The organism is Sulfurovum sp. TSL1 (assembly GCF_019972135.1).
Taxonomy (GTDB): domain Bacteria; phylum Campylobacterota; class Campylobacteria; order Campylobacterales; family Sulfurovaceae; genus Sulfurovum.
On the sequence record NZ_BPFI01000001.1, the window covers coordinates 848892 to 862266 of the forward strand.

General features: G+C 41.5%; 15 protein-coding genes. 1 reads left to right on the plus strand and 14 read right to left on the minus strand.

What is annotated here, in order from left to right; translation table 11 throughout:
* Position 1 precedes the first annotated feature (1 nt).
* The 12 genes from mrdA to LDM98_RS04225 all read right to left on the minus strand — a co-directional run bounded on the left by mrdA (position 2) and on the right by LDM98_RS04225 (position 10145).
* A complete protein-coding gene (mrdA, locus tag LDM98_RS04170; RefSeq protein WP_223898088.1) occupies positions 2 to 1828 on the minus strand; it encodes a penicillin-binding protein 2 in 1827 nt (608 codons plus the stop codon).
* Positions 1825 to 2280 (minus strand): hypothetical protein, encoded by a 456-nt coding sequence (locus LDM98_RS04175; protein ID WP_223898089.1) that lies wholly within the window; start codon positions 2278 to 2280, stop codon positions 1825 to 1827. The genes mrdA and LDM98_RS04175 overlap by 4 nt, the downstream gene beginning before the upstream one ends.
* 12 nt (positions 2281 to 2292) lie before the next feature.
* Positions 2293 to 2757, minus strand: coding sequence for an N-acetyltransferase (locus LDM98_RS04180; RefSeq protein WP_008243422.1), 465 nt, complete (start codon positions 2755 to 2757; stop codon positions 2293 to 2295).
* Positions 2754 to 3410, minus strand: a complete 657-nt coding sequence (gene yihA / locus LDM98_RS04185; protein ID WP_223898090.1) for a ribosome biogenesis GTP-binding protein YihA/YsxC — start codon at positions 3408 to 3410, stop codon at positions 2754 to 2756. Before yihA ends, LDM98_RS04180 begins: the two co-directional genes overlap by 4 nt.
* Entirely contained in the window at positions 3410 to 3871 is a 462-nt protein-coding gene (lptA, locus tag LDM98_RS04190) for a lipopolysaccharide transport periplasmic protein LptA (RefSeq protein ID WP_223898091.1), read from the minus strand. Before lptA ends, yihA begins: the two co-directional genes overlap by 1 nt.
* Before the next feature lie 40 nt (positions 3872 to 3911).
* Positions 3912 to 4424, minus strand: coding sequence for an LPS export ABC transporter periplasmic protein LptC (gene lptC, locus LDM98_RS04195; RefSeq protein WP_223898092.1), 513 nt, complete (start codon positions 4422 to 4424; stop codon positions 3912 to 3914).
* Positions 4415 to 4912, minus strand: a complete 498-nt coding sequence (locus LDM98_RS04200; RefSeq protein ID WP_223898093.1) for an HAD family hydrolase — start codon at positions 4910 to 4912, stop codon at positions 4415 to 4417. The genes lptC and LDM98_RS04200 overlap by 10 nt, the downstream gene beginning before the upstream one ends.
* Positions 4909 to 5481 carry an imidazoleglycerol-phosphate dehydratase HisB gene (gene hisB / locus LDM98_RS04205; RefSeq protein ID WP_223898094.1) on the minus strand — a complete coding sequence of 191 codons (573 nt, stop codon included), beginning with the start codon at positions 5479 to 5481 and terminating at the stop codon, positions 4909 to 4911. The genes LDM98_RS04200 and hisB overlap by 4 nt, the downstream gene beginning before the upstream one ends.
* A gap of 17 nt (positions 5482 to 5498) precedes the next feature.
* Entirely contained in the window at positions 5499 to 6281 is a 783-nt protein-coding gene (locus LDM98_RS04210) for a septal ring lytic transglycosylase RlpA family protein (RefSeq protein WP_223898095.1), read from the minus strand.
* Between the two features lie 71 nt (positions 6282 to 6352).
* Positions 6353 to 8224, minus strand: coding sequence for an ATP-binding protein (locus LDM98_RS04215; protein WP_223898096.1), 1872 nt, complete (start codon positions 8222 to 8224; stop codon positions 6353 to 6355).
* A 41-nt stretch (positions 8225 to 8265) separates the two neighbouring features.
* Positions 8266 to 9291, minus strand: a complete 1026-nt coding sequence (locus LDM98_RS04220) for a lytic transglycosylase domain-containing protein (protein ID WP_223898097.1) — start codon at positions 9289 to 9291, stop codon at positions 8266 to 8268.
* An 83-nt stretch (positions 9292 to 9374) separates the two neighbouring features.
* Positions 9375 to 10145 carry a TatD family hydrolase gene (locus tag LDM98_RS04225; protein WP_223898098.1) on the minus strand — a complete coding sequence of 257 codons (771 nt, stop codon included), beginning with the start codon at positions 10143 to 10145 and terminating at the stop codon, positions 9375 to 9377.
* A gap of 121 nt (positions 10146 to 10266) precedes the next feature.
* Between LDM98_RS04225 and LDM98_RS04230 the strand changes: the two genes are divergently transcribed.
* A complete protein-coding gene (locus LDM98_RS04230) occupies positions 10267 to 10911 on the plus strand; it encodes an Hpt domain-containing protein (protein WP_223898099.1) in 645 nt (214 codons plus the stop codon).
* On the opposite strand, the gene LDM98_RS04235 is transcribed toward LDM98_RS04230, so the two are convergent.
* Both LDM98_RS04235 and LDM98_RS04240 read right to left on the minus strand, forming a co-directional pair.
* Positions 10908 to 12437, minus strand: a complete 1530-nt coding sequence (locus LDM98_RS04235) for a DNA recombination protein RecN (RefSeq protein WP_223898100.1) — start codon at positions 12435 to 12437, stop codon at positions 10908 to 10910. The two genes, LDM98_RS04230 and LDM98_RS04235, sit on opposite strands and share 4 nt — an antisense overlap.
* Positions 12434 to 13306 (minus strand): NAD(+)/NADH kinase, encoded by an 873-nt coding sequence (locus LDM98_RS04240; protein ID WP_223898101.1) that lies wholly within the window; start codon positions 13304 to 13306, stop codon positions 12434 to 12436. The genes LDM98_RS04235 and LDM98_RS04240 overlap by 4 nt, the downstream gene beginning before the upstream one ends.
* Positions 13307 to 13375: the final 69 nt, after the last annotated feature.

The window sequence follows — 13375 nt, forward strand, 5'->3', positions numbered from 1 at the left end:
ATTATTTTGCGCTCTTCGTATCTGTGTCTCTTGCAGCTTCTCCTGCTGCAGAAAAGTAGCCTTCCCGATAGAGCCATTTATAGATATCTGCAGTGATAGGACCTGCCGTACTGCCCCCATGACCTCCATGTTCCACCAGGACTGTCACAATGTATTTAGGATCTTCATACGGCGCATAGGTCGTGATCCAGGCATGGGAACGATGGAAATAGGCCAGCTCTTCCTCTTTTAAACGTTTTTGCGTCGATTGGGGGATGGATGTGACTTGCGAGGTACCCGTTTTACCGGCAACCACGATAGGGAGTTTGCTCATGGTCCTGTAGCCCGTTCCGCCTCTCACATTACATACTTCATACATCCCTTTTCTGATCTCGTTCAAATAATAGGTGTTAAACTTCAAAGGCTTCAATTCAGGCTCTATGCTCTTACCATCCACTTCTTTGGCAATGAACGGCCTGGCAAGTGATCCCGTAGCGATCAAACCTGTATAACGTGCTACCTGTAAAGGTGTCACCAGGTCATACCCCTGGCCTATGGAAGAGATGACTGTCTCACCCATATACCAAGGCTGTTTATAACGTTTCATCTTCCAGGCTTTATCCGGCATGACTCCAGAGTATTCACGCGGTAGGTCCACACCTGTTTTTACACCCAGTCCAAATGTACGAAGGTGTTTGGCCATTGCATCGATCCCCACTTTTAAACTTTTATTGTAGAAATAGACATCACAGCTCTCTCGTATCGCTTTTCTGAGATCGACTTTGCCATGTCCCCAACGTGACCAGCATCTGAACTTGTGCTTGCTGCTACCCAGTGTAATATGTCCGTTACAATACTCCGGTGCTCCAAGAGAATTAGGCAATGCTTCAGAAAAAGCCAGGGCCATACCCATTTTGATCGTTGAGCCCGGAGGATAGGTTCCATGTATAAATTTGTTGGTAAAGGGATAGTTCACATCATCCTGAAGGGCTTTCCACTCTTTAGAGCTGATGCCGCCGACAAAAAGATTAGGGTCATAAGAAGGGTAACTGACCGCTGCCAAGACCTCACCGTTGGTACGCATGACCACTGCCACACCGGTATCCTCTCCAAAACGCTCATAGATCATCTTTTGAAGCTCTATGTCTATATTGAGCTGTATATTCTTGTTGTCTTTTGGAAGTTCTTTTTCGAGTATCTCTATGGCTTTGTTCGTTGCCGTTACTTTACTGATCTCATATCCCAGTTCACCTTCCAGTACCTTATTATAATAGCGCTCCAGACCACTTTTCCCTATCTTGCCGACTTCATTGACCACCGGGTCTTTTTCATTCTCTTTTTGATTGGATCTTCCGGTGTATCCGACGATGTGTGCGGCATACCTTCCATAAGGATAATAACGTTTCGTTTCTGCTTCTATTTTAATATTCTCTAGGAGACTCAGCTTTGGATAGGCACCCATCATATCTGCATAGTGTATAAAATCAACGACCTTGATATAGTCGTGATTGTAAGGTGAGTTGTGTTTATCATAGACTTTTAACATCACTGTTTTATTGAGGTCCGGAAACGTTTCAAGCAGTTCGTCGATGACATGCTCCAGTTGATGGTTCTTCACTTTCAAATGTGGTGCAATAGAGAGTGAAAAACCGATCTGGTTCATCGCCAGGAGGTTTCCGTGTACATCCGTGATCTCACCTCTGACAGGTTTGATAAACTGTTTTCTTTCTATATTCTCTTTTGCCAATCCCTCATAGTAGAAATTGGATTTGATACTGACATGATAGAGCCGTGTGATCATCACACCCCAAAAAACAAGGAAGACCAATACAATAAACTTATATCTCATAGTATCACCACCACTAACATATCTACGATGAGGGTATAGAGCAGGATCTCATCCAGGATAATACTCTGGGTCTGAAAGATAAAATCATAAGAGAACAAGCATCCCAGATACATGAGATCCAAAAAAAGTACACTTGAAAGTGCTCTACATATGATACATCTTCGGAAATGTTTTAAAGTGGGATAGACAAGCAGATAAAACAACAAGGAAGAGATCACGGCAAGAAAAATCGGCAAAGAGAGATTAACCTCCAGGTTCACCATATAGACGACAGCAAGTAAAATAAAAGATGCTCTTTCTCTTTCTAATCCCTGTACCAGCATATACCCCATGGCCCCTATCAGGAGGGGTAAAAATACATAGATAGAGATAAGCATAGGATAAAAAAAGATGAATATACCGGCAAATAGCCAAAAAAAGAGGCCATGCTGTGATTTTGTTACATGATCCATCAAACACTCAGATTATGCTAATTTGTAGACCAAGGCTACTTCATTACAGATAGGAAAATGGATACACTTGATACAATCCGCCCAGATCTTATGTTCGGGTATCACCTCTTTGTCGATCTCTTTAAAATTCAATTTTAGAAAGAACTGAGGAAGGTAGGTTAAGACAAGTACATCCTCTTCCACACCTATATTTTTCGCTTCTTCCAGTGTGAACTGTACCATTCTCTGACCTACATTTTGTCCACGGTATGCTTCATCTACGATAAGGCTTCTGATCTCAGCCAATCTTCTGGAGTGTATATGCAAGGCTGTATACCCCACAAGTTTTTCACCGTCTTTTGCCAAGACATAGGAGCGTATATTGGTCGCGACTTCATCTTCCGTACGATTCAGGATGATCCCGTCTTTTACTTCAGGAGCGACCAGTGCCTGCATAGCAGGAATATCGCTCAGTTTTGCTTTTACAAGTTCGATCACTCTTTTTCCTCATTCTCTTCTGCTGTGTCATTCTTACTTTTACTTTCATCACCCACACCGAAAATCGTTTTCAGTATCATTTGATGTACTCTGTCATGGCCATTCTTCTTCAGGTTTGAGAGTGTTATAGAACCGGGGAAGTCTCTTTTGAGCTTTGCTCTCTCTTTTTGATTGAGTTTATCGATCTTGGTAAATACTGTCAGGTATTTCTGATCAGGACGAATAAATTCAGAGATATACGTTTCCACATCATCATCTATCTTGGCATGCGGATGGCGGGCATCACGAAGATGAATAAAAAGACGTATAGAGACACGATGCTGAATAAATTCAACAAGGTTCTTCTGCCATACTTCTTTCAATGACTTTGAAACCTTTGCATACCCGAATCCAGGTAGGTCCACAAAACGTACGGGGTAACTCTGCTCATTGTAGAGATATCTTGTTTCAAAAAAGTTGATCAGTTGTGTTTTCCCCGGTGTAGCTGAACTTTTGGCCAGGTTCTTTCTTTGCGTTAATGCATTCAGTGTGGAACTTTTCCCTACATTGGAACGTCCCAAAAAGACCACTTCACTCATATCTTCAGGTAATGAATCTGCAATACTCTGTGCAGACTTGATAAATGCCGCTTCTACGACTCGGGGTGTACTCACTATTTGTCCTTCATTTCAAAAATAAACTTCGCAGGCTCTTTACGGTTGCCTTTTACATCTACACTTCCTGTAGACATATCAAGAATGATCTTATCACCCTTGAGATGACTATTCTTTACCAGGTCATCCAGTATGGCTTTACCGATCAACACATAAAGTGATTTTGCAATATTGTACTCCACTTTATCTGCACTTCCTTTAAAATGTTTTTCATCCTTTTTAAACTCAAACTTTACTGATCCCATAGCTTCATATTTTTTTGTTTCATTATTGTCATCAAAGTAGACGATCGCTCTATCAGCATGTAACCAGTCTTTCCCTTTTTTTATCTTGGCATTACCGATGAAGTGTATCTCTTTCTTGAGCTCTTCTGCCTCCATAGAGGTAGATGTGATCTCTACCTTTTCAGCAAAAAGTGCCTGTGTGAGCATCACTAAAAGTATTATTTTAAAAAAATGCATAGCGTCCCTTTGTGAGCTGGTTGAATATTGTACCACGATATTACTTTTCAGGTGTATAAAATACTGTATCCACAGTCTGGCCGGTAGCCTTTTTTTGGCGTGCATCATACTCCAAACTTTTTCCTTTGATAATATTTTGACCTCTTATACCGGTAAAAGGTGCTGTAATATGTAAAATTTCACTCTTTTTATTATAGATGGCATGTTCTGTTTCATACCTATAGCCAGTATGTTCCTGCATGACAACATGACCATCTAACCGCAGCATGTCACCTTCAAGTTTACCTTTATCCGCAGAGAGTGACTTTATGTTATTATCAAAATAGCGTATGTTCTCTACCTTCAATACACCCTTGTCTCTCGCCCCGTATGTACCAAATATCCGACTTTTCATAGTGTCAGTATCGACTTCCGTCAAAGTGGTATCAGTGAATTCAAGTTCCTTGGTAAATACTTTACCGGGTACAGATGCATTTTGTAACCTTAACATGAGGGCCGTGGATATGATCCCGATGATCGCAATGGTCAGTATATATTCTAATTTTATTCCCATAGCTCCAGATACTTCTTTTCAAGCCCTTCTTTGACAATGAGATATTCTATCATTTCACGTACTGCACCATCTCCACCTCTTTTGGAGAGCACTACATTGGCGATCTTATCTACATAAGCACTTGCATCTCTTGGCACGAATGAAATTTTAGCCGCTTTCAACATCGGCAGGTCATTCAGATCATCTCCTATGGCTGCTACATTGTCCATGGTGAGGTCAAGCTTTTCCAAAAGTGATTCGAGGACCTCTTTTTTATTGCCGATCCCCTGATAAAAATGTTCTATATGCAACTCTTTTGCACGACGTGCAACGATCGTTGAAGTTCTTCCCGTAATGATGGCTACCTGTTTTCCAAGTCTTCTCCATGAGGATATAGCCAAACCATCTTTGACGTTAAAAGACTTGATCTCATCACCATGTTCACTGTAAGTAATATGACTGTTCGTCATAGTACCGTCTACATCAAGTACGATCAATTCAATGCTCACAGTACACCCTTTGTACTTGGGATACCCGCATTTTCATTCACTGTGACCGCCCTGCGAAGCGCCACGGCCAGTGCCTTAAATGCAGCCTCTATAATGTGGTGTTTGTTCTTACCACGGTTATAGATAAGGTGAAGTGTCAAAGGAAGATTGAATGCAAATGCTTTAAAGAACTCTTCTACAAGCTCTACATCAAAGTTCCCTACTTTACCGCCAATGGGGAGTTCAAACACAAGGTACCCGCGGTTTGAGAGATCGATATCACAGGTCACACTTGCTTCATCCATCACGACAGTTGCATTACCGAAACGCTCTATGCTCTTTACAGGGTAGATAGCTTTTTTAAGTGCCTGCCCAATAACGATACCCACATCCTCAACCGTATGGTGGTCATCGATATGTGTATCACCCGTACAATGTACTTCCATATCGATATGTGCATGCTTGGTAAATGCTTCGAGCATATGGTCGTAAAAGCCCACACCGGTGTTTATCTTGGCTTGTCCTGAACCATAAAGGTTGAGTTTGACTGAAATCTGTGTCTCTTTGGTTTCTCTTGTTACTTCTATCATCTTTCTTCCTACATAGATTAATTTCTTACGATAAATGCACCCTCTAGGTCATTATGGGCCTTAAAGTCCCTCGCTTCATCCTCAGACCTGTATCCCATAAGCCATACGCGATACAGCGGTGCGCCATCTATATCATTAAAACGTCTTATGATGGTATTATAGCGTCTATATAGAGCGCTGTATTTTCTTTGATAGACCTTGGCACCCTCATGGAGTCTGAATGCACCCACTTGAACACCGAAATCAGAGAGTACGATACGTTGTTGCGTGTGCTCTCTTTTCTGCCTTGCGATCGCTGCGTCTGACTCGACCCTTCCTGCAAATCCGACCACTTTCAAAGAAACCTTAGCGATCCCCATTTTGTCAAGTCCTATCTCTTTACCTGCAGTATAACTACAATCAATGACCCGGCCCCTTACAAAAGGCCCCCTGTCATTGATACGTACGATCGTGCTTTTACCGTTTTGCAGGTTCTTGATTTTTACCATCGTATCCATTGGCCATGTTTTGTGTGCTGCGGTTCTGGCATGCATATTATAGACTTCGCCGTTACTTGTCTGTTTACCATGGAAGTTAGGTCCATACCAGCTTGAGATCCCCTGCATCACCTGTCCCACTTCAACATATGTCGGATTGTAACGTTTGCCCAATACCTTATAGGAGCGCATAGTGGATCTATGTCTGGCTGCACTCGTATATTTTGTGGCTTTGGCCCCTTTAGGCTCCGGTCCACACCCTGTGATAAGGGTACTTACTCCCAAAATAACGATCAATAATATTGGGGATGTAAGTCTCTTCATACTACCTCGGGAATGCATTTATATTTAGGCAGGTATTATCACTTTATTTGACTTTGTTTTTGCTTGATGGTCTAAGAGTTGCAATGCTCTTTAATGATCATTTTTAACGCTTCTATATCCAGCGGCTTCACGGCATAATCATCCATACCTTTGGCCATATACTTCTCTTTGTCCCCTGAGGAAGTATTGGCAGTGAGCGCAATGATAGGGACATGTTGCAACCGCTGTTCTGTTTCATGTTGCAAAATATGCTTACAGGCTTCGACTCCATCCATAACAGGCATTTCAATATCCATAAATATAATGTCATAGGTATGATGTATAGACATCTCAACAGCATCTTTTCCATCATTCACCACAGTCACTTCCAGGCCAAGATTCTCCAAAATGATCTTTATGAGTTTGCAGTTGATCTTATTGTCATCCGCGACGAGCGCATGAAGTCCTTGAAACTGTTCGGTATTTTCTGCGGTATCAGAGGTAAGTATCTTCTCTTTCTTATGCTCACTAGCATTGGTTAAGATCCTGATCGTTTTTGCCAGGCTGATAGGCGTTAGGACCACATCGGTAAAATGATGTTGCTGGGGATTGACACGCGCCCTTAAACTGCCGTTGGTCAAAAGTACAGATTTGCACTCCAGGGCAGCACACTGTTCCAACTCTCCGGGCAGCCTCGCATAGCGATGATCAAATATCATAATATCAGGTAGGTTGACAGGCGTGTCTGACTCAAAAAGATCTTCATAATAGTAGAAAGAAAATGCTGCACCCAGGTGTTCTATGTAGATTTGAAGATTGACATCCAACTGACGGTCAATACTCTTTACAGGCAGTGCAAGACCTACGGACAGCTCAGAAAAATCAGTATAGACGCTAGGTTCATGGTCTTTGTTCTTTGCTAATGACAGGGTAAAAAAGAAAGTGGTTCCTTCATTTTCTTTACTTTCAACTTCAAGTTCTCCACCCATAAGCTGAACCATTTTACGCGATATGGTCAGTCCGAGTCCTGTACCTCCATATTTTCGGCTTGTACCAGCCGTTGCCTGTCCGTAAGCTTCAAAAATGGTCTTTTGCTGCACTTCACTCAGACCGATACCGTTGTCACTCACAGAAAACTTCAACCCTGTGTGATCTTTGTCACTACTTACCCTTTCAACAAAAAGGTTGATCTTTCCATAGGTATCCGTGAACTTAATGGCATTTCCTATAAGGTTTGTCAATATTTGAGAAAGTTTTGTAGGATCGCCAATGACATAGGGCGACAGCGTCGGATCGACCAAAACACCGAACTCAATATCCTTCTGGTCTGCCATCTGTGCAAAAGATGCTACCGTCAGATCGATAGTCTCGAATAAATGAAAAGGTATAGATTCGATCTCCATTTTTTCTGCATTCATTTTAGAAAGGTCCAGAACATCATTCACTATAGAGATAAGATTGTTTGAGGAATTTTCGATCAGGGAGATGAACTCCTTCTGGTCTTCTGTTGCATCCATCTCTTTGAGAAGTTTGGTAAAACCTAAAATACCATTAAGCGGTGTACGAATTTCATGAGACATGGTAGATAAAAATTGGCCTTTTGCTTCTGCCTCCTCTTTGATCTCTTTGCCCTTCTTCTCTAAAAGTGAAAAAAGATGCGCAATATACTTATAGACCTCTTCTCTTTGTTGTGGAATGATCCCTTTCTCAATGTCTGCTAAATGGTCAAAACTGTCTAAAACAGAAACCAGGGCTCTGTTCTCTCTTTCTTCTTTATACTGATCAAACCATACATATCCCAGGGACAAGAGACTCAATACCACGATCAGCAACAAAGAGACGAACAGCCCTATATCAGTAGGATCAAACCTTTCCCATTCTCTATAACTCCAATAACTGCCAAGCATCAACAATACAATAAGCGGAACCATACGGACAGCGTTATCCAGCACATTTTTTTTCAACATTCTTCCCTTTTGAAACTACGATAAAGTATAATAAATTCTTATTCTAGTATTTTATCAAATGTTTTCTTGTTTACGGGAATCACCAGTAAACTATCCAGAACAAGAAAATCATTTTTTAAGTGATTGGAAAAGATGATCTCCTCTGCATCCACATCATACAGTTTGGCAATGCTCTCTACGGTTTCTCCGAGTGCGACAGTGTGAGAGACCATATGTGACTTGAAGACTTTCTTTTTATCGGGTAACTGATAACGCAAATAAAAGGCATACACTTTTTCAAGAGGAATAGTGATCTTGTATGTGGGTCTCTCTTTAGGCACTCTACCGTCTTTTAAACTTTTGTTCAGACTTAAAAGTCTTGCTTCATTCATTTTCAATAATGCTGCGATCTCTTTGAGTGATGTCCCGGCCGGTACAGTCACCTGTATCAGTGCATTTTCCAGATTCTGATTCGTTGTATTGCCAAAGTCCAAAGTCTCATTTTCACCTATCATAGCAAGAAGAAGGATCTTTTTCATATACTGACGTGTTTCACGGGGGAGATATTTCAAATTGTCGTCCATCAACACACTTAACTCATCTGTTCCAGCACGTTTAATGGCCCTGCTGACACAACCTTCTCCGCAATTGTAGGCCATGGCTGATAAATACCATTTTCCAAACTGTTTATGCAACCTATTGAGATAGTTGATCGCTGCAGATGTGGCACTGACCGTATCACACCGTTCATCATAGCTGTGGCATACCGTCAGATTATAATCTTTGGCCGTTGCAGGCATGAACTGCCATAGACCTACCGCTTTTTTGGGCGAAACGGCATCTGTCGAAAACCCCGATTCCACCATAGAAAGATAGATGAACAGATCACTCACCCCATCCTCAGCAAGCAGCCCATGCATCGTAGGCAAGATCTCTTTGCCTCGAAGTAAGGCGTGCCTGTAAAATGACCGTAACTTTTTTTCATGCTTTGACACAAAAGAGATAAACGCTTCATTATAGAGATAAGATTCATCCACATCAAATTCATGAAACACATAGGAATAACTGGGGTACTTCTCTGCCAATGAGACGCCATAAACGAACCCTATGGAGAATAGGTAAAAAAATAAAATACGTTTAACATATCTTATTGCTCTATACATCCGGATCAGAACCTAAAAAGTCTTTGGGCATTCTGTGTACTTGAATCTTCGATCTCTTTCCTGCTGAGTGAAGAGAGTTCAGCCATTTTATCTGCTACAAATGTCGTATAACTTGGTTCATTTCTCTCACCACGGTGGGGATGAGGCGTAAGATACGGCGCATCCGTCTCTATGACCAGTTTATCTAGAGGAATTTTAGGGTAGACATTAATGAGTTTTCTTGCATTTTTAAATGTCAATACCCCGCCTATACCGTAATAGAAATTCTTTTTTGCGAGTTTGAGCAGGGACTCATCTGCATTGTAACAGTGCAATACACCGCCCTCTTCTCCCGCATAGTGATCAAGCATTTCCAAACAATCCGGTGTCGATTCTCTCACATGGACAATAAGCGGTTTTTTCAACTCTTTTGCCCATAGAATTTGATCCAAAAAGACTTCTTTTTGCAGTGTTTTCTCTGTTTCGATCTCATCTTCTGACTCTGGCAGTCTGAAATAATCCAAACCGCATTCACCGATCGCAACACACTTGGGATGTGTCACATAGGGTTCCAAAAAGCTTCTGTCATACTCACGGGCATCATAAGGGTGTACACCTACTGCAAAATAGACCCCTTCATACCGCTCTGCCAGATCAACCGCCCTCTGCAGTGTTTTTGGATCTGCCCCCGGTATAATGAATTTTTCAACACCTTTTTGTCTGGCATTTTCCAAAACCTGCTCTATATCACCATCATACCGATCATCATCCAAATGACAATGTGTATCTATTATCATCTATACTTTGTCCTTTTTTATACATTATAACAAATTTCTTCTATATTCATCTCTTGAAACATGCTAATCTAACCTTCAATAAGTTATAGTTAAGTACAAATTATAATATTGAAGGGGCGCTATGTCTGCATTAACCATCATATCTATCTTTGTTTTGCTTGTACTTTTACTTATCTTTCATGAATACCGAAATGAAAAAAAGTATCAGGAAGAAAGACGCAAAAAACAAACAAAAACTGCTCCAGATACAAAAACCGCACCTTCAAAAGAAGAAAAGACAACTACTCCAAAGCCTGAACCAAAAGCAGAGGCAAAACCCGAACCAAAACCCGAACGACAACCCGAACCAAAGCCTGAACCTGAACCGAAACCAGAACCTGAACCAAAACTCGAGCTAGAACCTGAAGCCATAAAAGAAACAAAAGAACTGCCTGAGGCAAATTATCCTCAGTTCACCCATATTCGTCTGATAGAAATGGGGCTTTCGGATGAAGAAGCAAAAGAGTTTGTAGCGGAACTTATCCCTCAGATCGAAACAGAGATCCCACTTATAGAAACAGCCATACAAGAAGGAGATTTTCATCAAATAGAACGCTTGACACATGGGATCAAAGGTTCAGCGACCAACTTGGGTACAGGTGGCGTCTCAGACCTTTTAACAGATTATAATACCTATTTGAAAACCGGGACGGATGTTGACATTGCCAAAATGTATCTTGAACATCTTATACGCTATACCAATGAGCTCAAAACACAATATGCCTAAGCCCTTAACTTTTTAGCAAACTCCAATGCTTCATCCGTAGGGTTTTCTCCTGCGATGATCCTTGCTATCTCAGAAACACGGCTCATATCATTCAATACTTCCACCTGACTCTTTTGCCCTCTCTTTGTTACGACAATATGCTGTCCCGCTTTTGCCGTAAGATGCGGCTGATGGGAGATCGCAAATACTTGATAGACAGCTGCAAGCTTGTGTATCATCTCTGCTATGGCGATGGATTCATCCCCACTCACATTGGCGTCTATTTCATCCAGTATGAGCACACCTTGTTTACTTTTATCTGTAGGGATCGTCGTTGCCATAAGAGCCAAACGTACACGGTTGTATTCTCCTCCGCTCAGTGTAGCTGTTTTTGATGATCCAAGCATCACCTCTACCCTGTCCATTCCCCCTTCTCCTAAAGCATCAGAAGAGAATGCAAAGGTCAGTGGAGGAAGTTTGAGTGTTGTCAGATATTCTGCTAAGGACTTTTCCAGTACCTTGGCTTCTTTTTGGCGTGACTGAGAAAGTTTTGAAGCAATGATCTGTAATTCTGAAAACTCTAACGCTAAAAACGACTCCAACATACTTTTGTCTTGTTCTATATTCTGATAATCGGAGAGTTCTTTCTCTTTGGATTCTTTGTAGGCCAAAGCTTCCTCTATGCTTCCGTAACGGTTCTTCAGTGTGGTAAGGTCAGCCAGACGGTCCAGTACTTCTTCCACATTGACCTCTTCGAGTTCATCTGCAAGATTTTCCGTCTCTTCAAAGTCAGCACGAAGCTGGTTCATTGCATCACTAAAGATTGATCCATCCTTGTCTAAAAGTCTATAGACCTCTTCAACACTCGCTTCTAAAGAAAATATATCTGTTGCGCTTGAAAGTGCATCTTTTATCTTGTCGATACGCGAAAGCTGCTGTTTGATCTTGAGCAACTCCTCTTCTTCCCCTGCTTGCGGGTTGATAGAAGCTATTTTTTCTACTTCATAGGTCGCATACTCTATGAGTTCAGCAAGCTTTGCTTCATCTTCTTTTATCTTTGCCAGCTGTGAAGCTTTTTCTTTATAGTTTCTGTAACGTTTTTTGTACTCTTTGAGTGACTGTTTAAAGGTTTTATCTTTACTGACAAGCTGACTATCGATCATCTCTAACAGTGTTTCAGACTCAAAACCTCCTTTGTCACGTACAGAGAGATACTTGACATACGGCAGAAACATGTCACTCAAAGCCTTTTTAGAGATATTTTGGCCATCGATAAAGTAACGAAGCTTCTCTTTTTTAAGTGTTTTGACCGTCAGATCATTATCCAGTTCATAGGCATCACTTTTCAACTGATCAGGCTTGACCAAATTCACTTCGCACAGTGCTGCCGCACCTTGTGTCGTGTATCCAAAACTGGACAATATCGCGGACATCAGAACAGACTTACCTGCTCCACTGGGCCCGGTCAAAACCACCAGTCCATTTTCAAACTCCAGTTCCACTTCATCAAAAGTAACAAGATCGCGTAAATATAAACGTTCTATCAATTCGCGGCACCCCATGAAAGTTTTTCTCTCAATACAGAGAAATAATTGCGTTCTTTTCTATGCAAAAGTTTTGCTCCTCGTTTTGCACCCCTGATCACCAGTACATCTTCCGGGACCATCTCATAATCATCTTGTCCGTCTATCACTGCAATGACACGCTCTTCAGGAGAGGAGAGCTCGATCGTAAAATCAGCAGGCACCACGAGAGGACGCTGGGTCAGAGAGTGTGCCAGTATAGGTGTCATAATCAGTGCCTGGGTCAGAGGATACATGACAGGACCGCCTGCTGCAAGATTATAAGCAGTGGATCCTGTAGGTGTCGCAATGATCAGTCCGTCTCCTTTATAGGTATTAAACCTTTCTCCATCAATGGATGCATATATGGTTGCGATCTTGGAGACTACAGGACGTGTGATCACCACATCGTTAAACGCAAAAAACGGCTCTTTTTGACCATTTTTTCTTTGGATATACCCTTCGATCATCATACGTTCATCAATACGATATTCATTCTTTATCAGTTGCCCCAGAAACAACTCTACATCATCGATGGTCACATCTGCCAAAAAACCTAAATTGCCGGCATTGATACCCACAACAGGCTTATCATGCCCATGAGAACGGCGTACCAGTGATAGCAACGTGCCATCTCCACCCAGAGAGACCAGAAAGTCTGATTTTTCACACATTTTTTCAAAAGGCATACCTTCCAGACCTATTCTCTGTGCTGAACGTTCTGCAAGGATCACAGAAATGCCTTTGGACTCGAACTGTGCCTTGATCCTTTCATACAGTGTTTTTATCTCCGGGTCATTGGGTTTTAAAATAAACCCTGCGGTTTTTATCTGTGCTAATTTTTCACTACTCATCTTTTTCCTGATTTAAGAAATATAATTGTTAGAGTAGCATAAATGTACTGTTACTCTTTGAAAATATTT

Excerpts from the sequence above, each read along its gene's own strand:
- lptC (WP_223898092.1), bottom strand. The coding sequence starts at position 4,424 with ATGGGAATAAAATTAGAATATATACTGACCATTGCGATCATCGGGATC.
- mrdA (WP_223898088.1), bottom strand. The coding sequence starts at position 1,828 with ATGAGATATAAGTTTATTGTATTGGTCTTCCTTGTTTTTTGGGGTGTG.
- LDM98_RS04225 (WP_223898098.1), bottom strand. The coding sequence starts at position 10,145 with ATGATAATAGATACACATTGTCATTTGGATGATGATCGGTATGATGGT.
- LDM98_RS04230 (WP_223898099.1), top strand. The coding sequence starts at position 10,267 with ATGTCTGCATTAACCATCATATCTATCTTTGTTTTGCTTGTACTTTTA.
- LDM98_RS04240 (WP_223898101.1), bottom strand. The coding sequence starts at position 13,306 with ATGAGTAGTGAAAAATTAGCACAGATAAAAACCGCAGGGTTTATTTTA.
- LDM98_RS04175 (WP_223898089.1), bottom strand. The coding sequence starts at position 2,280 with ATGGATCATGTAACAAAATCACAGCATGGCCTCTTTTTTTGGCTATTT.
- lptA (WP_223898091.1), bottom strand. The coding sequence starts at position 3,871 with ATGCATTTTTTTAAAATAATACTTTTAGTGATGCTCACACAGGCACTT.
- LDM98_RS04210 (WP_223898095.1), bottom strand. The coding sequence starts at position 6,281 with ATGAAGAGACTTACATCCCCAATATTATTGATCGTTATTTTGGGAGTA.
- hisB (WP_223898094.1), bottom strand. The coding sequence starts at position 5,481 with ATGATAGAAGTAACAAGAGAAACCAAAGAGACACAGATTTCAGTCAAA.